This window comes from Streptomyces sp. V4I8 (genome assembly GCF_041261225.1).
Lineage (GTDB): Bacteria > Actinomycetota > Actinomycetes > Streptomycetales > Streptomycetaceae > Streptomyces.
On record NZ_JBGCCN010000001.1, the window covers coordinates 9,905,192 to 9,928,477 of the forward strand.

Below are 23,286 nucleotides of genomic sequence, written 5' to 3' on the forward strand. Positions count from 1 at the left end.
CGCTCTCCAGCGGTACCGCCAACTTGCGCCACCCCGCCCGAAGCCGCAGAAGACCCACAGTGCAGCCAATCCACTCGACCACCACCACGCCATGGCAAAGCGACAGAGCGTGGCGCCGGCCACGCTCCACCAGACAGCCCCGGCGCCGCTCCGAGCGCAGGACCAAGGCTGCGGCCTTCTCCAGGCAGAAGTCGCTTCGGGAGTTCGACTTCGACACCAACCCCGACATCGACCCTGCCGTCGTCCACACCCTTGCCACCTGAGAGTGGGTGAAGAAGGGACAGCCGCTCTGCCTCATCGGCGCCTCCAACGAAGCCTTCGGCGGCTGGGCCAAGACCTTTACCGAGCCCCGGCTCTGCACGGCCATCGTCGACCGGCTCACCTTCAACGGCACGAGCATCGAAACCGGCACCGACTCCTACCGCCTCGCCCCCACTCGCGCCAAGGCAGAACAAGCCGCCGCAACCTGAAGGCCCTGACCACCTGTTCCCTCCGCGGCGTCTCCTTTGCCTGCCGCACGCGCACCTATGATCGCGCGGGTTGGTTGGCGATCAGAAGGGTGCTGTCGGCAGGGCGGAAGCCCAGGCGTGAGTAGATGCGAGCGACGGCGTCCTCTGCATAGGCAAGGAAGACGGTGCTAGCCCCGCGGTCGCGAGCATGGCTGACCAAGGCAGCCGTGACGGCGGCCGCCAGGCCCTGGCGGCGGGCGACGGGAAGAGTGCCGATGCCGCCGATCTCGGTCGTACCGTTCGCCAGGTGGTAATGGCCGACGGCCAGGGGCGTGCCATCCGCGGCGAGGGCAGCGATAAGCGTTTTGTGCCCAGCACGGATCGTGGGACGTGTCGTTGCCACCGTGCCGTCCGCGGTCAGCTCCTCGGCTGCCGCCGACAGCTCTTCACGACCTGCCGAGCCCATCTCGGTGCCCTCTTCGGCGAAGGCCAGGCGAGGCAGAGCGAGCACTGCGGGTAACGCGGAGTCATCGGCCGTCAGCACACGCAGAGTTACACCTGCGGGCAACGGCGGCGGGTCAACCGGGCGGTGCGGATCCAGAGCCATCAGCGGGCGTTCCGCCACAGGCAGATCGGCCGCCTCGAGACAGGCACGCAGCGTCGGCGCCGCCTCGGCCAGCCACTCGAAAGCTTCTGGCACGCCGAGTTCGCGCTGCCGGGCCCGCACCCGTGCGACGTCAGCAGCGGTGACGGCCGCGGTGCCGTCTGCGATGGGCTGAGCATGGCTAGGGCCGCCGTAATACGGAGCACCTGGTTTCCTTCGCACGAACAGCCGTAACGAACCGAACTCCTCGGCGTCAGAGAACAGCAACGGCACAGTGGCGTAATACTGCTTGATACGGTCACGCAGCGAGTCACTCATGCGGCGCATCCCACCACGCAAGCGTGCCGCACCGCATCCGAGATTCACCGCCCGGCAACCCCGTCGCCATCCCCGGATTGCTAGCCAACCGACGAAATCGCACTCACGAACTCCAACTGCCGCACCGCGACATGGCGACCGACGCCGTCGCTCAGCCCCACGAGGCCGCCGACGGCCCGCTGCAAGCCCTCGGCAGGCCACCGTGGCAGCCCGACCGGTGGAGGGGCACCTGGAATTGCCCGGCGCCTGCCGCCGAGACCTCCCACCGCGCCCTGCGCCGGCGCCTCACCGAAGCGGAACTTCGCCGACATCCACGCCATCGCCGCGGTGATCCGCCGGTTCGACGTGGTTGCGGTCCGGGAGGCTCGAGGCGATTTGCGCGTCCTGCGCCATCTGCTCAAAGTCCTCGGCGAGGACTGGGCGTTCATTCTCACCGATGTGCCCCTCGGAAAGGCTGGCAACGACGAGCGGCTGGCGTTCCTGTTCGACACCCGCCGGGTCAAGCCCTCCGGGTTGGCATGCGAGCTGGTGGTACCGATCGAGCACGACGCGGGGGTCAGCGCGAGCGCGCTGGACCGGCAGTTCGCCCGCACCCCCTATGCGGTCAGTTTCCTCTCGTCAGGCCAGACGTTCACGCTCGTCACCCTTGCACGTCAACTACCGCAAGAAGGCAGCCGAGCGAGTGCCGGAGCTGAAGGCCATCGCCAAGTGGCTGGCCGGATGGGTGGAGGGAGTTCGACTGGGACCACAACCTCATCGTGCTCGGCGACTTCAACATTGACCGCGTCGGCGACCCGTTGTCCGAGGCCTTCACCTCCACCGGACTGACGCCCGCCCCGCAGCTGGAGGGGCTACCGCGCACCATCTTCGACAAGCCGGGCGCCGAACACTTCTACGACCAGATCGCCTGGTTCACCCAGGGGCAGAAGCAGCGTCCCGTCCTGCGCCTGGAGGCTGTCGCCGGCGGCCAGGTCGACTTCGTCGACACGCTGCTGGGTGAGCAGACACACAACGACCGGTCCTGGCACATCTCCGACCACTCCCGCTCCGGGTGGAGTTCGCGATCCCAGCGAGCCATATGTAAAGCGGAGGGCAGGATCGTCCGCGAGCAGCAGATCTACAAGGTCCGCGCCCCCGCCATCAGAGACGGCCAGGAGGTCCGATGATGGCGTGGCCAGGTCCGACAAGGTGTACCAGGGACTGGTCACACCGACAACGGCTCTCGGGTGCGGTGCGCGTCTGGCACGGTATGGAGTGGCCTGGCCCGTCGCTCTCCCCGTGGTGACGGGCCAGCTGCCGCATTCAGCGGTCGAAGGTGACCTCAATCAGCGGGTGTGGACTCAGGGCGGCCAGTTCGTACGTCACCGTCTGGTCCGGGCACCGCAAGGCCGCGCTTTCCAGAGCGGCCGGTTCGACGGCGTCGACGGTCAGGTCCCAGCATGGAGCTCGCCGGCTCAAGCCAGTCGCGCGGGTGTTATTCCTGGTACTGCGTCAGGTCGATGCCGTAGACCGCGAGGTCGTAGCCGTGGACCGGGTGCTGTGCGGTGCCTTCCGCCAGCATGCCGAGTTTGTCAATTACGTTCGCGGAGGCCCTGTCACCTGTCCGGCATACGGCGACCACGCGGTCGAGGCCGCGGTCCTGCAGGGCGAACTCCAGTGTGGCGTGCGCCGCTTCGGAGGCGTATCCCTGCCCCCAGAACACCCGCCCGAGCCGCCAGCTGATCGCCACCTGGCCGACGACCTCGTCCGGAGCATCGGCGACGGACAGGCCGACGGCTCCCACCAGCTCACCGGAGCCCAGAAGCTCGACCGCGAACATCCCGACCCCTTCCTCGTCCCACTCCTCCTCCCACGCCTCGATGTCCTCGGCGGTCTGCTCGAGGGAGCGCGGCCTGCCGTCGCCGATGCCTCGCATCACCACCGGATCGGCATGGATCTCGGACAGGGGGACGAGGTCGTCGTCCAGCCATCGGCGCAGGACAAGACGGGGGGTGCGGATCTCGGTCATGGTCCCATCCTGCCCATGCGGCGGTGGGAGCGCGAACTGCGGCGCCGCATCCCGGCGGTCAGTGGGGTCGACGTAGCCGACTGTGCCTCGAGCGCTGTGGGCGCCGCGGAGACACCCCCACCCCAGCCCGAACGAAGGCCTGCGCCGGTGCCGCCAACCAAGCCACGACAGGTGGAAGTGTCGTCGTGGGTGATTCAGTTGACGGCGAGTCCCGCGACGGCCCCGTCCATGGAAGGAGTGCTCGGTGTGCCGTGCGATGGGCGGCCGGCGAGGTGGTCAGGTGACGTCGATGTAGTCGCCGGCGGTGGTGGCTGCGGGTGTGGTGGAGGTGCCGGCGAAGGTGTAGCGGTAGTAGCCGTCGGCGGTGGCAGTGACGGGGGTGCTCAGTTTGCCGGTGCTGGTGGTCAGGGTCTTGAGCGTGGTGCAGGTGCTTGAGTTCTTGGGCCGGTACTGCAGTTTGACGCTCTGGCCGCTGTAGCCGGCCCAGGCGTGGGTGTCCCAGTTCGCGCGGGCGAGCGCTCCGGTGATATTGATCTTTTTGCCCTTCTCGACGGGCTCGGGGGTGGCGTTCACGGTGAGCTTCGAGGCGCGCTGCACCTTGGTGGTGGCGTAGTCGTAAACAGTGGTGCGGCTCCGGTCCTTGCCGTAGGCGAAGGCAGCGATGTGCCAGGTGCCGGCGTAGGCGTTGGAGACCACGTGGCTAGGGCGGTGCTATTTGGGCTCTGGCACAGATCTTGTGGAGTAGTCGCTGAGCGTTACTAGGTGTTCGATTGTGGAGGGCTGCTTCCCCGTGAGACCGCGTGCGCCGTGCCCTCGAACAACGGTTGCTGACGCTCCGTCAAGTCGGTGCGGAGACCGGCGCTCCGGGGCGGCCGCCAGCGACGGTGCCGGTCATGCAGACCGACGCACTGTTCTGGAAGACGCTCGTGTTCGACGGGGTCGACGAGGTGGACGTCGAGAAGGTAACTGCCGCCTTCGGGACGATCGACATCGTGGCCAAGGGCCGCACGACGGGTGCGACCTGCCCTGACTGCGGCCGCCACTCAGAGCGCGTGCACGGCTCCTACCAGCGCAGATTGCGGGATCTGCCGCTCGGTGAGCGGAGCGTCGTGATCCTGCTGAAGGTCCGGCGCTTCGTCTGTGACGCAAGGACATGTCCGCGCCGCACATTCGTCGAATCGTTCGCGTGGCTGACCTGCCCGTACTCGCGTTTCACCACCCGGCTCAGCCGTCTCCTGGAGCACATCGGGCTCGCATTAGCCGGACGGGCCGGTGCCCGGATGGCGGCCCAACTGAGATTCGGTGCCGGGCGGATGACGCTTCTGCGCCGGGTGATGGCCTTGCCGGATCCGCAGTTCGACACGCCGCGGGTGATCGGGGTCGACGATTTCGCCACCCGCCGCGGCCACTCGTACGCCACCGTGATCACGGGCGTATGCCGAGGGTGCCGCGCTCGGCGCCCCTGCTGCGCTGCAGGTCGCGGACCGGTTCCATATTCTCCAGAGCCTCAACCAGGCCGTCGAGAAATGCGTCGCGGCACATCGCGACTGCCTGCGCACCGCCGCCCCACCACCGGATCCCGCGACCACCAACACGCGGACCGCCGAGATCGCGCTGCCCGTCACCGTGGTGCCCGCCGGCCGCCGGGCCGAGCGGATGCGAGCCCATCATGCCCTGGTCCACGGCCTGTTGAGCGAGGGAATGAGCTGCGGGCCATCGCCCGCCACCTCGGCTGGGGACGGCACCCCGTCCAGCGATACGCAAGGGCCGCCCGCTGGCAGGACATGGTCACCGGACGCCGAACCCGTTCCAGCCACCTCGACATGCACCAGTCCTACCTGCAACGGCGCATCGACGACACCGACGGCGTGATCACTATCAAGGACGTGCGCGAAGAACTCGCCGCGCAAGGCCACCGAGTGCCCTACAGCAGCCTGCGGGACTGGGCCCGCAGCCGCCTGGAGTGGCCCGATGCACCCGCGCCGACCGTTGCGGCGCCGTCCGTGCGCGCCGTCGTCGGCTGGATCACCCGCCACCCCGACACCCTCACCGAAGACGAAACCACCCAGCTCAAGGCCGTCCTCGACGCCTGCCCCGAACTGGATCAAACCCACAACCTCGTACGGGACTTCGCTCAGATGCTCGCCCGGCGCACCGGCGCCGACCTGCCGGACTGGATCAGCACCGCCCGTGGCGCACAGCTGCCCGGGATCGCCGGGTTCGCCCACGGACTCACCACCGACCTCGAAGCCGTGATCGCCGGACTCACCGTGCACTGGAGCTCCGGCGGCACGGAGGGCGCCGTAAACAGGGTGAAAAAGATCAAGAGGCAGCTGTACGGGCGAGCCGGATTCGAGCTCCTCCGCAAGATGATCCTGCTTCAGTAACGCTCAGCGACTACTCCACAAGATCTGTGCCAGAGCCGCTATTTGGCTCCACCCGAGGCGACTCCAACTGGCCCCGGTTTGGGGACGATTCATGAAGATCAGGCGTCGTGAAGTGGCCCCGGAGGGCGGCTTGTTCTGGGCCCAGCGGCTTCGTGGATGGACGCCGGTAAATGTGTCGCGTGTTACTGAGGGTGTCGGGATACTGCCTCGGTGACTCTAACTGCCACGGCAGCTGTAGTTCTTGATCGGTTGGTCATTGTTGCTGGTCAGGTGGTTGCTGCGGCGGTGATGTTGTTCCAGCGGCGGTGGGCTTCGGTGGCTTGCTGTTGATGGTGGCGGCGCCATGCGGACCAGTGCAGGAGGTGCTCCAGGTCGCGGCGGGGAGGGCGCAGGGCGGTGGCGCGTAGGAGTCGCAGCAGCTCGCGGGTGCTTGAGGGGGCGAGTGGGCCGCTGGGTGTCTGGGCGGCGGCGCGGGCTTGGGTGACGGCCAGGATGGCTGCGGCGAGCATGCTGATCAGGCTCCAGCGCATCCAGGAGTTCCAGCAGGTGGTCTGGCCCTCGTCCAGGCCGCAGTCGGATTTTCCGGCCTGGAAGTCCTCTTCGATTTTCCATCTGCAGCACACCACATCGACCAGGGTGGCCATGGTGACCGCGGTTGCGGAGTGGCAGCGGTAGAAGGAGAGTTCGCGGGTGTAGCGGTGGTGGCGCACCAGCAGGTAGGAGTGGCCCGGCCCGGTGCTTTCGGGGGTGTCGTCGGCGAGGACGCCGATCATGGCCCAGTCGTAGTGACGGTCGCCCTTGGTCCCGTGGCCGGTACGCATGCGCATCCAGGTGCGGCGGGGTAAGCGGGCGGCGAGTTCGGTGGCGGTGAAGCGGCCGGCTGGGGTGGTGACGCGGTGGTCGGCGCGGACCGCGAGGGCGTAGTCGAGGCCGAGTGCCCGTGCATGCCGTCGCAGCTCGCGACCGCCGTACACCTCGTCGCCGGCCAGCCAGCGGGCCGGTATCCCCAGGGCACGTACACGCTGCAGCATGGCGGCCGCGAGCTGTGGCTTGGTGGCGAACAGGGTCTCGTCGGGGACGTGGGTGAGCAGGCGGCGTTCCTCGTCGGCGGCCCACCCGGCGCCCAGGTAGAGGGCGCGGTCGATCAGCGTGTGCCCGCTTACCGAGGCGTAGGTGAGGTGGACGGAGACCTGGCACAGACCGATACCGCCGAGCGCCCCGGCGTACTGGTGGGCCGCTCCCACGCAGTCGGTCGAGGACTTCTCATCACCGGTCTCGTCCACGATCAACACCGCCTGGTCGTCCGCGAGTTCACCGGCCGCCCAGGTCATGAGCCGGTCGCGGGCCAGATCGTGGTCCCACACACCACGGGAGAGGAAGTGCTGCAGCCGGTGCGGGCCCGAGTGCCCCAGCGCCTCGCCGAGCGTCCAGCAGTTGCGCGTATCGAGCTCCATCAGCATGCCCTCGGTCATCTCCCGCGCCAGCAGGCGCGGTTCCCGGCGCGGGAAGCAGTCAGCGACCTCGGCCATCACCGCCCCGAACGCGGCCGTCCACTCCTGCCCGGCTATCGTGGCCTCCACGGCCACCTGTTCCTTGATCGTCGTCACAAACGCTCATGATCACGGTGGCCGTCCCCCTACCCTCGGCCGCCCCCGCACCCCCGTTGACCAGCACGAACACGCCAACGATCAAGAACTACAGCTGCCGTGACTGCGCTGCCTCAACTGCTTCGACCTCGTGCCCTGAGGCCCGGAGATCTCGTCGTTATCGCATCGCTGTCTGGGCCGCTCCATGCCGCTTACGAGCCCGACCTCAAGCAGGCGGTGGTCGTGCTCGAGCGGATGGGATTCCGTGTGCGTCGGGCACCGCTCCTCGATGCAGGGCGGCACCGTTGGTGGAGCGCGGCTCGGCCGGCGGAGATCGCAGAAGAGCTCAACGCTCTTCTGCGGGACCCCGAAGTGCGCGCGATCATCGCGCATGACGGCGGCCAGACGGCGCTCGGCTACCTCGACCTGATCGACTTTGAGGCGATCACTGCCGACCCCAAGCCGATCCTCGGCTTCAGCGACATCTCGCTGTTGCATCTGGTGTTCTACGCGCGCACGGGTCTGGTCGGCTTCCATACCGACCTGGCCACCCCTGGACTCGGCGGACACTGGCAGCGCGCGCCCGCAGCACGCCAAGCGGAACTTGAGAAGCTCTACTCGACGCTGCTGACCAGTACGGTGCCGATCGGCGCGCTGCCGGCCACCCCGACGTGGGAGTGCTGGCGTGCCGGTCGCACCGAAGGCCGCCTGATCGGCGGAGTGATCAACCGCATCGTGCTGGCCCAGGCGACGCCCTACGCGCTGCCGCTCGAACGGTTCGACGGCGCGGTGCTGTTCTGGGAGGAGGCTGGCGGCCAGGCAGCGTATGTGTGGAGCTATCTGCAGGTACTGCGGCACGCCGGCATCCTCGATCGGATCTCCGGCATGGTCGTGGGCATCCCGGACGGGATCGACGGACTCGACTCGCCCGACGCGTCCCCGACCCTGCGCGAGATCGTCCTCGACGTCCTCGGCGACCGTGACATCCCGGTCCTGGGCAACATCGAGTTCGGACACGCCGGCCCGAATCTGCCGATGCCGGTCGGTATCCGCGTCGCCCTCGACGCGCAGCAGCGGACGCTGTCGCTGCTCGAACCGGCAGTACGCCCGCTCACGGGGAGCGGAGCGGGCGGCTGAGCGATGCGGATCAGTGAACCGACAGCCTCGGCAGCACGCGCCACGATGTGAGTCACGGCGCTGATTGTGTCGGTGGGAAGCGGCAGCGCGTGCTGGTGAGTTCCGGGAACGCTTGATCGCCAAGCGGCTGTTGGGCCGGATCGGGTGATGGTTCTCGCTCGCGGATCCTGGGAGATCCGGCCGGGGGAACCGGGGCGCCGGAGCGGAGTACTCAGGAGGGCCGCGCCTTGAAAATACGATTGCTCGCCACCAGGCACGCTGCCACGATTGCGGGCGTGATCACTGCGGAGACGCCGGACTGCCTGATCGTGACGGGGATGCCCGGGGCCGGGAAGTCGACGGTGACCAGACTCGTCGCCGAGCGCCTGCCACGCTCCGCCCGGCTCGACGGTGACTTCATCAACAGGCTGGTCGTCAGCGGTCACGTCTGGGCTCTTGGTGAACCTGCCGACGAGGCGGCGCGGCAGGTGGAGCTGTGCAACCGCAATCTGTGCCGTCTCGAACGCCTCCGGCGGAAGCGGCAGCAGGTGCGGCGCCTCCCGGGCGAAGTCCTGGCCGATCGTGCGGATCCGTGAGCCGATCCATCGGATGAGCTCGCGCTCCTCGAACACCGCGATCTGCTGGTTGAGCTGCTCCAGCGTGGCCACTCGCGGGACGTTCTCTGAGTGGGCGTTTGATGGTGATTCACGCCGACCGTTTCAACATGTTTTGCCACATTTATCGCCAACGCGTGCGGCCTGAAACGCCTGGAAGTTACCGACAGACAGGAAGCTTCCAACCCGTTGTTAGACCAGACGGAATTCGGCGCTGAGGAGCGGATCAAACGGGCGACCGGATCGGCACCCGGGATGCCGTGAAGGCGCATGTAAGGCGCGAATCACCCCGAAGGGTGTTGGCCGCAGGAGCGACTTAGCGTCTCAATCCATCCCTAAACGCCCACTGAGTGGGCGTTTGATGGTGATTCACGCCGACCGTTTCAACATGTTTTGCCACATTTATCGCCAATGCGTGCGGCCTGAAACGCCTGGAAGTTACCGACAGACAGGAAGCTTCCAACCCGTTGTTAGACCAGACGGAATTCGGCGCTGAGGAGCGGATCAAACGGGCGACCGGATCGGCACCCGGGATGCCGTGAAGGCGCATGTAAGGCGCGAATCACCCCGAAGGGTGTTGGCCGCAGGAGCGACTTAGCGTCTCAATCCATCCCTAAACGCCCACTGAACTATGAATTTGTGATGGTTTGCCATGGTTCAGCCGGAGGTGATGTGCAACCCAGCGACGTCTGGGAAGGAGGGCATACCGAGGTTGATGGCCGTGTTTCGTCGGGCTGTGAGGTTGTCGAGCTGGGCGAGCTTGGAGTTCGCCGCTGCCAGACTGACCTTGAGCCCCTCGGCCTCACCGCGCCAGCCTTCGCGCTCGGCCTCAGCGATGCGGGCGATTAGATTGTCGCGGATGTCGATGAGGCGGGGCCTTTGGGCTGGATCAGTCCGTAGGAGCGGGCAGCGGATGCAGCTGTGCTCATGAATGCAACTGGTGCCGTAGGCTCGGCCGCAGTCACCGAGAGCGACCTTGCGGTGTTCGAAGTGGCCGAGGAACTCCTCCCACTCCTCCTCGGTGGGGCTGCGGTATTCCTCACTGGGCCGCAGGTCCCGGCGGCGGGCGATGAACGCCCGGTGCCCGTTGATGACTTCCTCGGGATAGACCGCCTTGTATCCCATGGTCGTGTTGATGTCGCGATGTCCGAGGATCAGCTGGGCGATGTGGGGCGGCATGCCGTTCATGACGGCGTCGGTCGTGAAGATCCTCCGGAAGTCGTGCGGAGCGAAGTGCAGCGGCTCGCCGGCCGTGTCGGTGAATCCGGTGGCGGCGAGGGCATCCTGGAGGAGGGTGCGGATGCCGTCGATGGGGATCGGCCGGTCCTCGAGTCCGATCTTGCGCTGGAACAGCAGCGGCATGGGCGGGTTCCAGACCTTCTCGTGGTGGTCGTAGGCGATCACGAGCGGGACGCCGCCATCGTCGGCGCGAACGCGGCAGATGATCGCAGAGAGCACGTCGGCGAGTTCCGGGGAGACGACCAGGAGCCGTTCTTCGTCGGTCTTGGACGGCGCGATCTGCAGTAGCGGGACGAGCTCGCCCGTGCTCGGCAGCCGGTATTGGATCAGGCTGTGGTGCGAGATCTCGCTCAGTTCCTCGATCCGGATGCCGGTCATCCGCAGGACCTCGACCGCGGCCCAGCCCCAGAAGGAATTGCTTTCCTCCTTCGCCAGGTTTCGGCGCCGGCCGGTTGCGGGTTCTTCGGCCCAAAGGTGAGGCGAATGCCGCTTGAGGATCGCGCGCCGCAGCGTCTGTCCGCCGGCGGTGAACAGCTGGCCGGGGCGGATGTGTTCGGCGGCAGCCAGGCGGGCCGCGGCGGCTTTGCGGTTCCGGTCGACCGCTTCGAGCAGGGTCGGGAGGACCGGTAGTCGCTCGCGGGTGCGCTGGTCCATGCGGGCCTTCTGCCGCGACTTCATTTTGCGGTGCTGGACGTCGTCAGCGCGGACCGGGCAGGGGACCGCCCACGGGCCCCAGCGGGCGGGTTCGTCGAGGGCCCACTGCGACAGGTCGAGGTAGAAGGCGCGAACGGTCATCAGCGTGTCGGAGGCGGTGGCCCGTTCCACTGTGGTCTCCACGACCTGGCCGTGCTCGCTGGTGCTGCGGACGATCCGGGTCTGCAGGCGTCGCTTCCAGGCTGCGGCGACGTCCGGCGCAAGCCGGAGCGAATCGATGCCGGGGTGGTGTTTCTCCAGGTCCTTCCAGAACCACAGGGCCAGCGCGGTCGCCAGGCCAGTCAAGGTGTTGTAGTCGACGCCGGGCTGACGCTCTGCCAGGTAGTCGACCAGCAGGTCGCGGACGGGGCGGCAGGCCAGCTCGTAGCGGTCGACGAGTTGCTCGGTGGAAAGCTGGCCGGGGAAGCGTGTGCTGAACATGCGGACCGAGGGCGGCGCGTCGGCGGGGAAGGTGCCGAGAGAGTGCAGCAGCTGATAGCAGAAGGGGCTGTGTCGGGCGGACTTTCCTGGTCCCGGGAAGACCTCCTTGCTGGTCTTGAACAGTTCCAGGCAGTCGCCGGGGGTGAGGTCGGCAACCATGCCGCCCTTCGCCGCGATGATGAGCGCGATCTTCTCGATCGCGGGCAGCACCGTGGAGTCGCCGACCGTGCTCGCGGTCCGCAGGGCCCGGAGCTTGGCGATGGCCTCGCCGTCGCGGACGCGCTCCATCTCGTTCGCGATCCGCAGGGGCGAGTTGGTGGCGATCAACCAGCGCAGATCCGGCCGCAGGACGTCGCCGCCGATCAGCTGGACCAGGCCCATGCCGAGGATTTTGAAGATCCGTTCCCCGCGCGGGCCGAGGTTGTCGACGCTCCTCAGGTCGTCGATGAGGCGGGTCCGCCAGTCCAGGCGCCCGTCGACTCCGACGCCGCTGGCGTCCCACCGTTCCTGCCACGTGCTGCCGGGCTGCATCTCCAGCCAGTCGAGCACCTTGAGCAGGGTCAGCTTCCGGTTGCAGCGTGTCTTGGAGTCGTGCCCCAAGAACGGCGGCGTGAGCATGCGGGTCACCACGGCGGCTCGGGAGGCTCGGGTCGCGGGCCAGCTCTTCGGGTTGGCGCGGGGCGGAAACTTCTTCCAGAGGGCCTCGGCCTCCGCGCTGAGCTGCCAGGGCCGAGTGGCCACTGCTGCGGTGATGGCGCTGGTGGTCACGGCCGCCCCCGGCCGAACAGCACGTCCAGGCTCTCCGGGCGGTAATGCAGCGACGGCGCCGCTGGCTCCGCTTGCCTCTCCGCCTGACGGCGGTGATGGGCCAGGACTCCTTCGATGACGTCCTCTGCGGTGGGCGTGACATACCGTTGAGTCGTGGACAAACGGGCATGTCCGAGGACCCACTGGACGTCCGTGATCGGCATGAGCGGGTCGCGGGCCAGCCGGTAGGCCGCGGTGTGCCGCAGGTCGTGCAGCGACCAGTTCGACCCAAGTGCGGTGTTCGCACGGACGAACATCGCCCGCGCGGCATGGTAGTTGAGCGCACGGAACGGCCGTCGCAGCGTCCACCACAGCGAGACATCCGGGCCGGCGGGCACCAGCCCGTGCATCTGCTGCTGGTAGAGCCGCAGCCAGACGAACGCGTCCGGCGAGGCCGGCAGCTGCTGCATCGCGCGCGATCCTTTGCGTACCACCGTGACGAGCTGCCGCCCCGGCTCCGTGCCCGAGGACACAACGCCGAGCAGTTCCGAGGCTCTGGCACCGGTCGAGATCCAGAAGGCGACCAGGGCCCGGTCCCGGTCCGAGGACAGCCTCGCGAACAACTCGTTGAAGACCTCATCGGGGATCTGCCGGGGGATCCGCTGGGACTGCCGCGGCCGGAACAGCCCTGACCGTTGAGGGCGCCACGGCTCCATCGGGTTGTGGTGCGCGTTCACCCGAGGCGCCCTGGCCAGCGGAAACGGGTTCACCAGCGGGCCGGTCCCGGCCTCCAAATGGTGGGCATAGAAGCTGCGGAGTACCGTCTCGCTGTGCGCGACCGTCGAGGAGGCGTAGGTCGTCCCGATCGGCCGTTTCCCGGTGATCGGGTTCACGGCGCGGTCTGTACGCGGTTGTGCACGTTGGCCTGTACGTCGGCGTCGGGGAGGCTTGGCGGTGATCTGTATCCACCGCGAGAAGTCGCGGGCCTCGATCCTGGTCGCCTCGTTCCAGGGCAGCTCGATCGCCCACAAGAAGCGGAACCACCGCAGCAGATCCATGCCGTAGGAGCGTTGCGTCGTCGCTGGCCGCCCCGCCGCCTGCAACTCGTGCAGATATGCGGTCACCGCACCCACCGGGAGTCCCGCGGGATCAACCAGCCGATAGGGCTCCCACAGATCGCCGGCCTCCACGAGCGAGCCCACCCGGGGAACCACCAGCGAGCCTAAGTCCCTTGGAATATCCACGCCTTCAGCCATGGCAGGGGACGGTAACCACCCCGCTTCCCGCCTGTCCGAAGAACAAGGAGACAAGGTTCGGTAGTTCAGTCAACATGCCGGAATGAGGTAGTTGCGGCGGAAGTAGCCGACCTGCCCCTCCACCCCGCCGTTCTCATGGGCGCCGCGAAGGCCCGGCTCACAGTAGAAGGGGGTGAACCCGTAGAACGTGTGCAGCGCGGTCCACTTCGGGTTCTCCTCCCGCAACCGGCTGCGGAAGATGACCTTGCGAACGGCCGGGGTCAGGTTGTCATAGCGGACCTGCCCGGCCGGCACCCCGCCCAGCACAGACAGGGCGTGCACGTGCCCTTCGAAGAACGCCTGCTGGCCGCACGAGCGGGAGATCCGGTGCACGTCCCGGCCCGAGTAGGCCAGGCGGAAGGCGAACAGATAGCACTTCACCCGCTGCCCGGCCAGATCGACCCAGACTTCCCCGAAGTCCACCTCCGCATCCGCGCCGGGCGCGTTGTGCCGGACCAGGAAGCCCTCGACCGGCACCCCGCCTTCCGCGGCGATCGCCCGGCGGCGGGCGGTGACGAAGTCTCGCACCGTGGTGTAGGGGAGGGTGACGCCGAACTCCTCCTCCAGCCGTGCACCGATCCGCTTCGCGGTGTGCCGCTGCTTGCGCGGCGCCTCCAAGTCGGCGCGGAGCCACTCGTCGACCGTCTTCTTGTACGGCTCCATCCGCGTCGAGGTCCGTGCCGGCTGCTTGCGCGGCTTCGGCACCGGCGAGGCCAGTGCCTCCCGTACCAGGCGCCGGTGGACGCCGTACTTTTTCGACAACGCCCGGATCGACAGCTGCTGTTGCCAGCTGTCCCGGCGGATCCGGTCGAACAGCTCTTGCTTGGACAACGACATCCACAGCACCCACCCTCGGCGGACCACATCCACCGTCCCATCGCAAGGCCCAGGGTGGGGCCACCTCACCTCGCCACTACCCCCCAGTACCTCCGAACGCCCCTCTCAGCGGGGCCAGTTGGAGTCGCCTCGGGTGGAGCCAAATAGCGCCGCCCTAGCCAACCACGTTGGTCATGTCGCGGGTGTCGGCCTTCACCTGGAAGTTCATGGTGCAGGTGGCTGTCGTGCCGCTGGTGGTGCACTGCGGGGCGTCGTAGGACAGGTGCCGGTCGGCGCTCGTGTAGCTGGCGCCGTGCCACAGGCTGACCGAGGCGGTGGAGATCCCGGCGGAGTGGCTGGCGGTGATCTGAGCACTGAACTTGGTGGCGGTGGTGGGCCCGACCACGATGTTCTTGCCCTTGTTGACGACGACCTTGGTGATGACCGGCGTGCCCTCCGCGTGAGCAGTGGGAGAGGCGGAGAGAGCCAGCAGCAGGGCGGCGGCCACTGTTCCAGCTGCCGTCGCGACACGTGTACGCATGCGAATCCGTATCGGAGAAGGGCTGCATCGGCGCCGTTCTGGCAGCCGGAGCCGTGCGGATGATGAACCTCGCGATCGAAGACCGCTGCCGCAGCGCCGAGGTTGTATGCGGACATCAATGCGATGTGCCGCGTACAACCGTGTCGCGGCAACAGCACGGGTCTGACCATGGGGCGGTCGTGCTGCGCTCACCCCGACCACGGCTGCACGAGGACAGCTCGTCCGCGCTCGGGAACCGCTCGAACGCTGGGTCGCGGCCCGCTCGTGCGCGGGTGTTGTTTGCGCAGTTCAGGGAGTTTCGTCGGTAGCCCGACAACGCGCTGGCTGGCATTGTGCGAAGTGCCGTTGCAGGTCGAGGTGGCGGAACTGGTAGACCGTCCCCCAGTGGCGAGCCCGAACGCGAGCGTGCCCAGGAACCCAACCATGAGCGTGATGGCTGAGAAGGTGCGCCGGTCCCGGACCAGGACCGCGCCTGGTGCCACCGCCTTGGCCAGGTCAGGGTGTACCGACCGAAGCCCGCCCATGAGCGCAAACGGGAGCCCGCCCGCGAATCCAGCCACGAGCCCGTACGGGAATCCAGACTGGACTGGGCCATGATCCCGCACGAACTTGACCCCGGAGCTGGCGGAACTCCTCGTCCCAGGAGAAGCCGGACAGCGCCCTGGGTGCCGGTGCGGCTACATCTGAACGGCGGTCGGCATGGAAGGCGTGGTCTACAAGCGGCTGGAGAGTGCTCATGAGTCAGCGGTAAAGGGCTGGGTCGTGCCTCTTCCCACCCTCTGTCGATCAAGACGTAGGACTCTCCACGCGCCTTCCCACGTTCAGCCGGCAGGGTCGTGCACAGAGTCCTCGCTCGGCTCGATTGCCGTCTCCTCCAGCAGGGCGTCGTACTCGGTTAAGAGGGTCAGTTGTTCTTCCTCCCGCCCGAGATCGCCCAGGGTGAGTATCTGGTTGTACAGGCACATCGCCAACGCCTCGACCATCGAAGGGTCCTGCGCATACTGAGCCCTATACATCTGCAGCGCTTCCCCGCCGACGACCAGCGCCTCCTCGTACCGCTCAGCCTTGCTCAGAATCGCCGCCAAGTCGCATACAGCGTCCGCAACGTCTGAATGCGGCTGACCATCGGACTGCAGGGCCTTGAAGAGCGCAACGCTCTGGGTGGCCGCCGTCATCGCGTCGTCCGAGCGTCCAGCCTCCGCTAGCACCACAGCATTCCAGTGGAGGAGCACTGCCTGCTGATGCCGGTGGTCCTCAGTGTCGTAGTGATGGCGCTCCAGTACGGCGATTGACGCGGTCGCGACGGCGGCGGCCTCGTCCGGGTGCTCGGTGTCCTGGAGGTGCCGGGCGAGTCCGGCGCCTGCCCTGGCCCAGTCGAGGGCACGATGCGGCGTCGGCTCCTTGTCATGCAGTGCCTGCCGCACCGCGACCTGTTCCGTGAGCACTCCTGCGAGGTCGTCGAGGCGTCCGAGGGCACGCAACTCCTGTGCGTACAGGGAAAGGACTTTGTCGAGGTTGTCTGTGTAGCCGGGGTTCTGCACATCGGGAGTGATCGTGAAGCCGACTAGGGGCTCTCGCAGGGGTACGTCGAGTTCTCGGCTGAGCCACCGGTCGTGCGGCAGCGCCTCTGCGAGCAGCTCGGCCGCCGCTTCGTGGTCGCCGCGTCTGGACTCGAGGACGGCAGCGTGAACCAGGTGGTTGCAGTGCAGGCCCGTCCACATGGTGCGATCGGCGTCCACATGGGTTCGGCCTAGGCCGGCACCGAGTCGGAGCAGTTCCAGGCTGTCCTCGGTCGCTCCGGCGTCGGCCAGGTGCCCGGCGATGTCGAACAGCGCTTCGGCGGCCACGTAGGCTGACTGGTGATTGCCTTCCATATCGGGCTCGGTCAGCTCGTTCGTCCCTGCTCTGGCCGCCGATGTGGCCGACGCATGTTCTCCCAACCGGATCAGAGCCTTCGCCCGCCACATGACCGATATCACGCGCAGGGCTCGCCGGTTGATGACCTCGGTGCCCGCGCCGTCGCCCGCGCCCTGGTCCAGGAGATGCTCGAGCCGTTCGCACCAGGACACAGCAGTCGACCACAGCCCGCTCTTCACCGCCCAGGCCAGGAACATCGCCAGGTTCTTGATGGTTGTGTCGTCGTCGCCGGGCAGCAGGCCCGCCCGCTCCCAGCTCGACAGGACGTGGTCGAGGGCTTCGGCGACCTCGTGCATGTACGGCTTGATGTCGACGTCGGTCTCGACGAGCTGGGCGCCCTGGATGAAGTACTTCAACGTCTCAATGTAGTGCCGAGCCGTGGCCTGCGGATTCTGCTGGAACAGGCGCTGAAGGACTCGGCACGAGCGGGCCAGCACGTGGACGATGACTGCAGGGGGCGCGCCTGCACCGCTGAGCTCCCTCGCCTGTTTCACGAGGGTCATGCCTAGTTTGAGTTGGTATCTCGCATGGTCCTCGCTCCACAGCCGGCCCTGCGCTTCGGCGGCCTCACCGTAGAGCGCAGCGGCCTCTGAGTGCCGTCCCGTCTGCGCAAGCAGGTCGGCGAGGCGCTGGGCGCAGTCCTGGAAGGTTTGCGCGTACACGCCGCTGCTTGCCCTGTACAGGCGGCGGAAGATGTCCACGCACTCGGTCGCGACCCGTATCGCCTCGCCTCGATCTCCGTGCTCGGCAAGCCAGGTGGCCTGGTTTTGCAGGAGTTCTCCCAGATGCAGCCAGTCGAAGGGGTGACCGCCGGTGGCGGACAGCGCCTGCCGCTGCAGTTCGACCGCGCGGGACAGCGCGGCCTTGGCCTCGTCGGACTCGCCACGTCTCGAGTGGTAGAGGTAAAGGGTGTTCAAAACGCTGATGAGGCAGCTGTCGAAGTCCGCAGTGATGTCCGTTCTGCCGACCGACTCAATCAGCTCGATCACGCGGGTGGCGAGTCGGTACGACTCGTCCCACTCTCCGGTCCTGGCCAGGTTCGTCGCATGGTTGGTGAGGCTGCGGATGTACGACCATGGATTCTGGCCAGGGCTGAGCGGGCACTCCACGAAGAGCCGAACCGCTTCAGCGCTGGCTTCAGCCGCCTCCTGGACCTTTCCGGCTGCGGCGAGGTAGGTACCGAGGAGATGAAGTTCTTCGGCCAGGCGACGGGTGCGGGCATGCGGAAGGCTGCCGCAGGAACATTCGTGCTCCGGGCTGCATGGAGCCTGGTCTTCCCGTGACTGCCCCTCTGCCGACTGCGCGTCCGGTTGCCGTTCCGCGCGTTGAAACGCGACTATGCGCTGTTGCAGGGCGAGACCTGCAGGGCCAAGCACTCCTCCCACGGGTGGCAGGAACCGGCGTAGATTGTTCAGGTGTCTGAGCTGTGCCGCTTCGGACCGCACCACCACCTCCACCGCCGCGAGGAGCGGCGTAGGGTCCACGACCTGTGTGCTGACTATGCAGGCGGTGGGCAGGAGGACGCCGTTGTGCACAGCCACGAGTTCGCCCAACTGGCGCCGCAGGGTGTACGCGTCCGGCGTTCCGTGCGCGGCTGCTGCTGTGAGCACGGTCAGCGCGCGGTGCAGCTGCGCACCGGTCAGTCTGCTGGCCGTACGGTCTTCGTTCGTCCGCGTCAGGTTCTTCAAGAGCGCGGGCTCGTCCTGGACGATTTCAGTCAGCAGGTACTCGAACAGCCAGTCGGGGGTGAGCAGACCCCAGTAGTCCGTGCGTGGGTCTGCCGGCGGGTAGAGGCAGGCGATCCAGTGGGCGAGTACGCGCCGCTCGTTCTCAAGTGCCTCGGATTGAAAGCCCGGTACCAGCGACACGGTTGTGAGTGCCTGCGTCTTGGAGTGGGCACCGCACAGGAGACAGAAGACGAGGACAAGTTCCCGCGTCTCCGGAAAGCCGACGGACCGCTCGGCGGCCAGTCGGTTCCAGTACCGTTTCTCGTGCCGCATCAAGATCTTCTCGGGCGGGTTGTGCTGCGCAGCCGTGCCGTCGCGCTGTGTGAGGAGACTGGCCAGCACCGCGATATGCAGGGTGAGCGGATGGTGCGTTCCGTTGTGCGCCATGCGCCACGGAAGGTCGAACGCCGGCGGAGCGTCGTACGCCTCGTAGTCGGGAAGGCGGGAGAGCCCTTCGTGCAGGGCGTCGGCCAGCCGGTTCAGTTCCTCCGTGCCTTCGAATACGTATTCGACCCCATTGAGGGGATACGGTGGGTAGGGCAGGACGGCTGCGATCAGCTCGTCTTCGAGCAGAGTGTCCCACCAGCGGCCGGCCGAGCGGGCCAGCAAGAGGACGCGCACGGGATGCTGGCCGCGCCGCTCGGCAAGGGATAGCAGCAACGACGCTGTCGCCTTCGCCCGAGTCTCAGCGTAGTCAATCAGCAGCAGCATCGGGCCGGCCATCTGCGTGAGTGGACTGAAGTCGGCTGCACTGTCCGACAGTTCGCCCACGACCCAGCCCCTGTGGTGCATCACCCGCCCCAGCTCCCGGGCCAGCCGTGTCTTCCCGGTGCCGCCCGGCGCGTACACCAGCAGTCCGCACACCTGAGGGCCGGTCTCGCACCAGGCCGTCAGGTGCGCCATTGTGTGTGCGCCCGTGGAAGGGCACCACCTCGTGCTCCGGGCGCAGCAACGCCAGCGGTGACTGCGGGGGGTCTTGTCGGCGCCATGGTCGCAAGATCGACTCCAGCTCCACCGCCTCGAGCCAAAAGGGCACTCCGGTACGGCGTTCCACCAGGTCGATGAAGGAGCGATCGCCGCACAGAGCCGAGAGCGGCAGGGCGGTCAGTCTCCGGTTCTCGAAGCGGGCCGCGACCTCGATGACCACACCGATGACCAGCTGGCCGGACCCAGAAAGCACCGCTGCCCCGGACATACCCGACCATAGCGTCCCACCGCCCGCACTCGATGCGGGCCAACTGGTCGGCACGATGTCGAGCATGCCGCGCCGCTCGCGGCTCAGAGGGTTGATCGTGCCGAGGATCTGATCCTGTTCGGCCCGGCCTGCCACGTCCACGACGGAGTCGGGGAAGCCGGTAGCGGAGCACTCCACGCCGGCGGAACGACCCGCCACGCGGCCCCAGCGAATCGGGGGCAGAGAGGTAGGCCAATGGACGGGATCGTCGATGTCGACAAGGGCAGCGTCAAGCAGGTTGCCCTGCCCGTCCGTACCCTGTCGGCGGCGGGTGAACCGTGACCCAGTTTGGGCGGGTGAATAGTGACCCAGGTGTCTTCTGTTGCGTGTGTTCAGTCGTCTTGGTTGTCGGTGGGGATGCGTCCGAGTTCGCGGCCGCGCATGCGATACGAATCGCCCTTGAACGAGTGGACCTCGGCGTGGTGGACGAGGCGGTCGATCATGGCGGCGGCCACGGTCTCGTCGCCGAAGACCTCTCCCCAGCGTCCGAAGGGCTTGTTGCTGGTGACGATCACGGACGCGCGTTCGTATCTGTTCGAGATGAGCTGGAAGAACAGGTTCGCGGCTTCGGCCTCGAAGGGGATGTAGCCGACCTCGTCCACCACGATCAGCGGGTAGCGGCCCAGTCTGGTGAGCTCGTCGGCCAGACGGCCGGCTGCGTGGGCGGCGGCGAGCCGGTCGACCCACTCGGAGGCGGTCGCGAAGGCGACGCGGTGTCCGGCCTGGCAGGCTCTGACCGCGAGCCCGATCGCCAGGTGTGTCTTTCCGGTCCCGGGCGGACCCAGGAAAACGGCGTTCTCCTTCCCGGCGATGAAGTCCAACGTACCCAGATGCGCGAGCTGTTGGCGCGTTATCCCGCGCAGATGGGTGACGTCGAGTTCCTCGACCGTTTTGACGGCGGGGAACCTCGCCGCGCGGACGCGGGCCTCGCCGCCGTGCGATTCGCGGGCGCTCACCTCGCGCTGGAGCACGGCGACGAGGTATTCGGCGTGCGTCCAGGACTCCTTGCGGGCGCGTTCGGCCAGCCGTTCGGCGGCGTCCAGCAGGGCCGGGGCCTTCATCGCGCGGGCGAGGAAAGCCAGGTCAGTCAAGGTCTGCCGGCCCGTCCGACGGGAGGATGCCGCCGCTGCCGTCCTGGCGGTGGTGGTCTTCTCGACGGCGCCGGGCTCTTCCTCGCCTTCGTCGTCGCCGGAGGCTGTCGCGGGGCGGGGCATTCAGCTCGCCTCCTTGTCGCCGCCGCCGTCGATGACGGTGAACAGTCGGTCATAGGTGTCCAGTTCGCGCTGTTCGACCTCGACCATCGGGCCGGACGAAGCAGCCAGCCGGCTCTGGCGGGCTGCCTGCTGACGGTGCACTCCCTGACGCATCCGGGTGCCGGTGGCGGCGTGTTGGGGGTCGGTGAGGGTCTGGTGCTTCGCCCAGCACCTGGGGTGCTGGGCGACGATCTCCCCGCCGGTGGCCAGGACGATGACCTCATCGTTGTCACAGAGCACCGTCACCGTCCTCCCGATCGCGGCGGGGTCGACGGAGTAGTCGTTGGTGTCGATGCGGACGTAGTGGTCGCGGCCGAGCCGGATGGAGAAACGCCACCAGGACGGCGGGTCGACCGGCGGCAGCGCGATCATCCCGGACTTGTCCGCCTCCCACCGCTCGCTCGGACGGGCCTGCAGAGCGCGGTGCCGGCGCCGGTTGGCGACCTTCAGCCACTCGCCCAGCTGGGCGTTGAAGTCGTTGGGGCCGGAGAAGTGACGGCCCGGCAGGAAGCTGGTCTCCAGGTAACCATTGGCCCGCTCCACCAGCCCTTTCGTTTCTGGATCGCGGGGGCGGCAGAGGTAGATCCTGGTGGAGAGCAGGCCCGCGAACGCGGCGAACTCGCCGGTCACCTTCCCGCGGCCGATCCCGGACTCGTTGTCCCAGACCAGCATCTTCGGGACGGCGCCCCAGGCGGACAGCAGCCGCCAGTGCCCGTCGATCAGGTCCCCGGTCCGCCGCGAGGGCAGCATCCTCGCGGCGATCATCCGCGAGTAGCCGGACACCATCACCAGCACCGGCGGCTGCCCGGTCTGCCCGTAGCCGAGCGGGATCTCCGCGTCGGGGAACCACAGGTCGCACTGGGCCAGCTCACCCGGCCGATACGTCGTCCGCGACACCGGGTCCACCGGGATATAGGCGGGACGCAGGTCGCGGACCCGCTCCTTGAGCACGGTCATCCCGCGGTCCCAGCCGATCCGCTCGGCGATCACCGTCGCGGGCATCGTCGGCGTCTCCCGCAGCAGCTCGCGGATCTGCACCTCGACCGCGTCCACCACCGAGCCCTTGGCCGGCCTCTCGTACTTCGGCGGCCGGTCGTGCGCCAGCGCCCGCTTCACCGTGTTCTTCGAAATGCCCAGATGGCGGGCGATCGCCCTGATCGGCATCTGCTCGGCCCGGTGCAACCGACGGATCTCTGCCCAGTCCTCCACAAGGATCACCTCTTCCTCCTGACCTTGATCAACAAGGCCAGAGTCAGACGAAGATCACCAAGAGGGTCAGTTTTGATACGCCGTCAGAGGGTCAGCGTTCGGCCGTCGTCGAGATACCCTCGGCGATCCATGCGACAGTCCCGGAACAGACCTGCTCACCGATGCGTACCTGGACGGCACCTCGCGTGCCGCCCGCCGCCCGCACCACATGTGCGGCCGTCAGCACCAGCCGGTTGGCGATGGCATACCCTGACCCGAATGAGGGTTCGGCCCCCTCGCGTCCGGCGCAGCACACGGCCGCTACTCGTACATCCGTCATGGGCCGGCTCCTGACGGCTACCAGTCGGACCGGGTACCGGACGAGGCGATCTGGGCCGGATTGCCTCGAGCGTCGACCGGATTGAGGACCACCTTGATCCGGTGCAGCCGGCTGTCCGTCTTTTTCCCCTCGCCACCAACGTCGGCGACCCAGATGCGCAGCTTTCCGCTGCCGCCCTTCTCCAGCCGTGCCTCAAGGGTTAGTTCCACCTCAACGGGACCGACACCGAACCTGAGCCCCGACTCGGCACCCTCCCGCATGGCTGCTTCGAGTTCCTGCCGGATGCCACGGATAGTCTCCGCAAGCCCGATGATCTCGCCATCTCCCATGTCGCCCCCCTGAGATCCAGCCGACGTCGATGTGGTGCCAACAGATGACTTTATGGCAAGTAGGCCGAAAGAGGAGGGAGATGGAGTACTCGAGTTCCGTCCTGTCTTCGACAAGGCGTTCACCAACGCAGACGGCTGACCGACGCCTGCTGCTCTCGGTCTGGGCCGGACTCGGCGAGTGTGGCGGTGACGGCGGTGACCATCCACCTGGCCTGGCGCTCGCCGACGACGGGCACTTCTTGTTCGGCTGGTTACGGCAGAAGACGTTGATGAAGCCGATCTTCTGTCCCCGGCCGGCGTCGTACTTCCCGTCCTTGGTCTTGCGCGTGCACTGAACGATCACGACGAACTCGCCCTCGCGCGGTGGCGCGAACTCGTCACCGCCCGGCGCGATCACCTGCCAGCGACCCGGTGAAGCACGGCGGCCCCGGCGGGGCGGCGAGG

At 67.5% G+C, this 23,286-nt stretch carries 19 protein-coding genes and 2 pseudogenes; 6 read left to right on the forward strand and 15 right to left on the reverse strand.

Annotated features, from left to right (window positions below; translation table 11 throughout):
• Positions 1-140: 140 nt before the first annotated feature.
• Positions 141-470 (forward strand): annotated as a pseudogene (locus tag ABIE67_RS45000) (ATP-binding protein); the annotation flags it as partial.
• Between the two features lie 55 nt (positions 471-525).
• On the opposite strand, the gene ABIE67_RS45005 reads toward ABIE67_RS45000, so the two are convergent.
• Both ABIE67_RS45005 and ABIE67_RS45010 read right to left on the reverse strand, forming a co-directional pair.
• Positions 526-1,371 carry a GNAT family N-acetyltransferase gene (locus tag ABIE67_RS45005; protein ID WP_370267649.1) on the reverse strand — a complete coding sequence of 282 codons (846 nt, stop codon included), beginning with the start codon at positions 1,369-1,371 and terminating at the stop codon, positions 526-528.
• Positions 1,372-1,656: 285 nt separating this feature from the next.
• A complete protein-coding gene (locus tag ABIE67_RS45010) occupies positions 1,657-1,917 on the reverse strand; it encodes a hypothetical protein (RefSeq protein WP_370267652.1) in 261 nt (86 codons plus the stop codon).
• 212 nt (positions 1,918-2,129) lie between these two features.
• Between ABIE67_RS45010 and ABIE67_RS45015 the strand changes: the two genes are divergently transcribed.
• Positions 2,130-2,537, forward strand: coding sequence for a hypothetical protein (locus tag ABIE67_RS45015; protein WP_370267656.1), 408 nt, complete (start codon positions 2,130-2,132; stop codon positions 2,535-2,537).
• Between the two features lie 308 nt (positions 2,538-2,845).
• Here ABIE67_RS45015 and ABIE67_RS45020 read toward each other — a convergent pair whose 3' ends face one another.
• Together ABIE67_RS45020 and ABIE67_RS45025 are read right to left on the reverse strand one after the other, a co-directional pair.
• On the reverse strand, positions 2,846-3,379 hold the full coding sequence (locus tag ABIE67_RS45020) for a GNAT family N-acetyltransferase (protein ID WP_370267660.1): 534 nt from the start codon (positions 3,377-3,379) through the stop codon (positions 2,846-2,848).
• Positions 3,380-3,655: 276 nt separating this feature from the next.
• Entirely contained in the window at positions 3,656-4,075 is a 420-nt protein-coding gene (locus ABIE67_RS45025) for a hypothetical protein (RefSeq protein WP_370267664.1), read from the reverse strand.
• Positions 4,076-4,272: 197 nt separating this feature from the next.
• Between ABIE67_RS45025 and ABIE67_RS45030 the strand changes: the two are divergent.
• Positions 4,273-4,515: pseudogene (locus tag ABIE67_RS45030) on the forward strand (transposase family protein); the annotation flags it as partial.
• 289 nt (positions 4,516-4,804) lie between these two features.
• Here the strand turns inward: ABIE67_RS45030 and ABIE67_RS45035 are convergent.
• On the reverse strand, positions 4,805-5,050 hold the full coding sequence (locus ABIE67_RS45035; RefSeq protein ID WP_370269754.1) for a hypothetical protein: 246 nt from the start codon (positions 5,048-5,050) through the stop codon (positions 4,805-4,807).
• Between the two features lie 152 nt (positions 5,051-5,202).
• Between ABIE67_RS45035 and ABIE67_RS45040 the strand changes: the two genes are divergently transcribed.
• The gene (locus tag ABIE67_RS45040; protein ID WP_370269587.1) at positions 5,203-5,766 is read left to right on the forward strand and encodes a transposase; all 564 of its coding nucleotides are present in this window, start codon (positions 5,203-5,205) and stop codon (positions 5,764-5,766) included.
• A 266-nt stretch (positions 5,767-6,032) separates the two neighbouring features.
• Here ABIE67_RS45040 and ABIE67_RS45045 read toward each other — a convergent pair whose 3' ends face one another.
• A complete protein-coding gene (locus ABIE67_RS45045) occupies positions 6,033-7,373 on the reverse strand; it encodes an IS701 family transposase (RefSeq protein ID WP_370267667.1) in 1,341 nt (446 codons plus the stop codon).
• Positions 7,374-7,472: 99 nt separating this feature from the next.
• On the opposite strand from ABIE67_RS45045, the gene ABIE67_RS45050 reads away from it, so the two are divergent.
• Both ABIE67_RS45050 and ABIE67_RS45055 read left to right on the forward strand, forming a co-directional pair.
• Positions 7,473-8,489, forward strand: a complete 1,017-nt coding sequence (locus ABIE67_RS45050) for an LD-carboxypeptidase (protein ID WP_370267669.1) — start codon at positions 7,473-7,475, stop codon at positions 8,487-8,489.
• 275 nt (positions 8,490-8,764) lie between these two features.
• Positions 8,765-9,064, forward strand: a complete 300-nt coding sequence (locus ABIE67_RS45055) for a hypothetical protein (protein ID WP_370267671.1) — start codon at positions 8,765-8,767, stop codon at positions 9,062-9,064.
• Positions 9,065-9,739: 675 nt separating this feature from the next.
• Here ABIE67_RS45055 and ABIE67_RS45060 read toward each other — a convergent pair.
• The 9 genes from ABIE67_RS45060 to ABIE67_RS45100 all read right to left on the reverse strand — a co-directional run bounded on the left by ABIE67_RS45060 (position 9,740) and on the right by ABIE67_RS45100 (position 22,842).
• Positions 9,740-12,223, reverse strand: a complete 2,484-nt coding sequence (locus ABIE67_RS45060; RefSeq protein ID WP_370267675.1) for a tyrosine-type recombinase/integrase — start codon at positions 12,221-12,223, stop codon at positions 9,740-9,742.
• Entirely contained in the window at positions 12,220-13,404 is a 1,185-nt protein-coding gene (locus ABIE67_RS45065; protein WP_370267680.1) for a tyrosine-type recombinase/integrase, read from the reverse strand. Before ABIE67_RS45065 ends, ABIE67_RS45060 begins: the two co-directional genes overlap by 4 nt.
• Before the next feature lie 123 nt (positions 13,405-13,527).
• Entirely contained in the window at positions 13,528-14,334 is an 807-nt protein-coding gene (gene istA / locus ABIE67_RS45070) for an IS21 family transposase (RefSeq protein ID WP_370267685.1), read from the reverse strand.
• Positions 14,335-14,488: 154 nt separating this feature from the next.
• A complete protein-coding gene (locus ABIE67_RS45075) occupies positions 14,489-14,854 on the reverse strand; it encodes a hypothetical protein (RefSeq protein WP_370267690.1) in 366 nt (121 codons plus the stop codon).
• A gap of 821 nt (positions 14,855-15,675) precedes the next feature.
• Positions 15,676-19,401: a hypothetical protein gene (locus tag ABIE67_RS45080; RefSeq protein ID WP_370267694.1), complete on the reverse strand. Its 3,726-nt coding sequence runs from the start codon at positions 19,399-19,401 to the stop codon at positions 15,676-15,678.
• A gap of 663 nt (positions 19,402-20,064) precedes the next feature.
• On the reverse strand, positions 20,065-20,946 hold the full coding sequence (istB, locus tag ABIE67_RS45085) for an IS21-like element helper ATPase IstB (RefSeq protein WP_370251535.1): 882 nt from the start codon (positions 20,944-20,946) through the stop codon (positions 20,065-20,067).
• On the reverse strand, positions 20,947-22,203 hold the full coding sequence (istA, locus tag ABIE67_RS45090; RefSeq protein ID WP_370251537.1) for an IS21 family transposase: 1,257 nt from the start codon (positions 22,201-22,203) through the stop codon (positions 20,947-20,949).
• 82 nt (positions 22,204-22,285) lie between these two features.
• On the reverse strand, positions 22,286-22,513 hold the full coding sequence (locus tag ABIE67_RS45095; RefSeq protein WP_370267698.1) for a hypothetical protein: 228 nt from the start codon (positions 22,511-22,513) through the stop codon (positions 22,286-22,288).
• 17 nt (positions 22,514-22,530) lie between these two features.
• Positions 22,531-22,842, reverse strand: a complete 312-nt coding sequence (locus tag ABIE67_RS45100) for a trypco2 family protein (protein ID WP_370267702.1) — start codon at positions 22,840-22,842, stop codon at positions 22,531-22,533.
• Between the last annotated feature and the right edge of the window lie 444 nt (positions 22,843-23,286).

What these genes read in the sequence shown, in the direction of transcription:
- ABIE67_RS45005 (WP_370267649.1), bottom strand. Translation starts at nt 1,371, where the DNA reads ATGAGTGACTCGCTGCGTGACCGTATCAAGCAGTATTACGCCACTGTG.
- ABIE67_RS45020 (WP_370267660.1), bottom strand. Translation starts at nt 3,379, where the DNA reads ATGACCGAGATCCGCACCCCCCGTCTTGTCCTGCGCCGATGGCTGGAC.
- ABIE67_RS45035 (WP_370269754.1), bottom strand. Translation starts at nt 5,050, where the DNA reads ATGATGGGCTCGCATCCGCTCGGCCCGGCGGCCGGCGGGCACCACGGT.
- ABIE67_RS45040 (WP_370269587.1), top strand. Translation starts at nt 5,203, where the DNA reads ATGCACCAGTCCTACCTGCAACGGCGCATCGACGACACCGACGGCGTG.
- istA (WP_370267685.1), bottom strand. Translation starts at nt 14,334, where the DNA reads ATGTCGTTGTCCAAGCAAGAGCTGTTCGACCGGATCCGCCGGGACAGC.
- ABIE67_RS45075 (WP_370267690.1), bottom strand. Translation starts at nt 14,854, where the DNA reads ATGCGTACACGTGTCGCGACGGCAGCTGGAACAGTGGCCGCCGCCCTG.
- ABIE67_RS45080 (WP_370267694.1), bottom strand. Translation starts at nt 19,401, where the DNA reads ATGGCGCACCTGACGGCCTGGTGCGAGACCGGCCCTCAGGTGTGCGGA.
- istB (WP_370251535.1), bottom strand. Translation starts at nt 20,946, where the DNA reads ATGCCCCGCCCCGCGACAGCCTCCGGCGACGACGAAGGCGAGGAAGAG.
- ABIE67_RS45095 (WP_370267698.1), bottom strand. Translation starts at nt 22,513, where the DNA reads ATGACGGATGTACGAGTAGCGGCCGTGTGCTGCGCCGGACGCGAGGGG.
- ABIE67_RS45100 (WP_370267702.1), bottom strand. Translation starts at nt 22,842, where the DNA reads ATGGGAGATGGCGAGATCATCGGGCTTGCGGAGACTATCCGTGGCATC.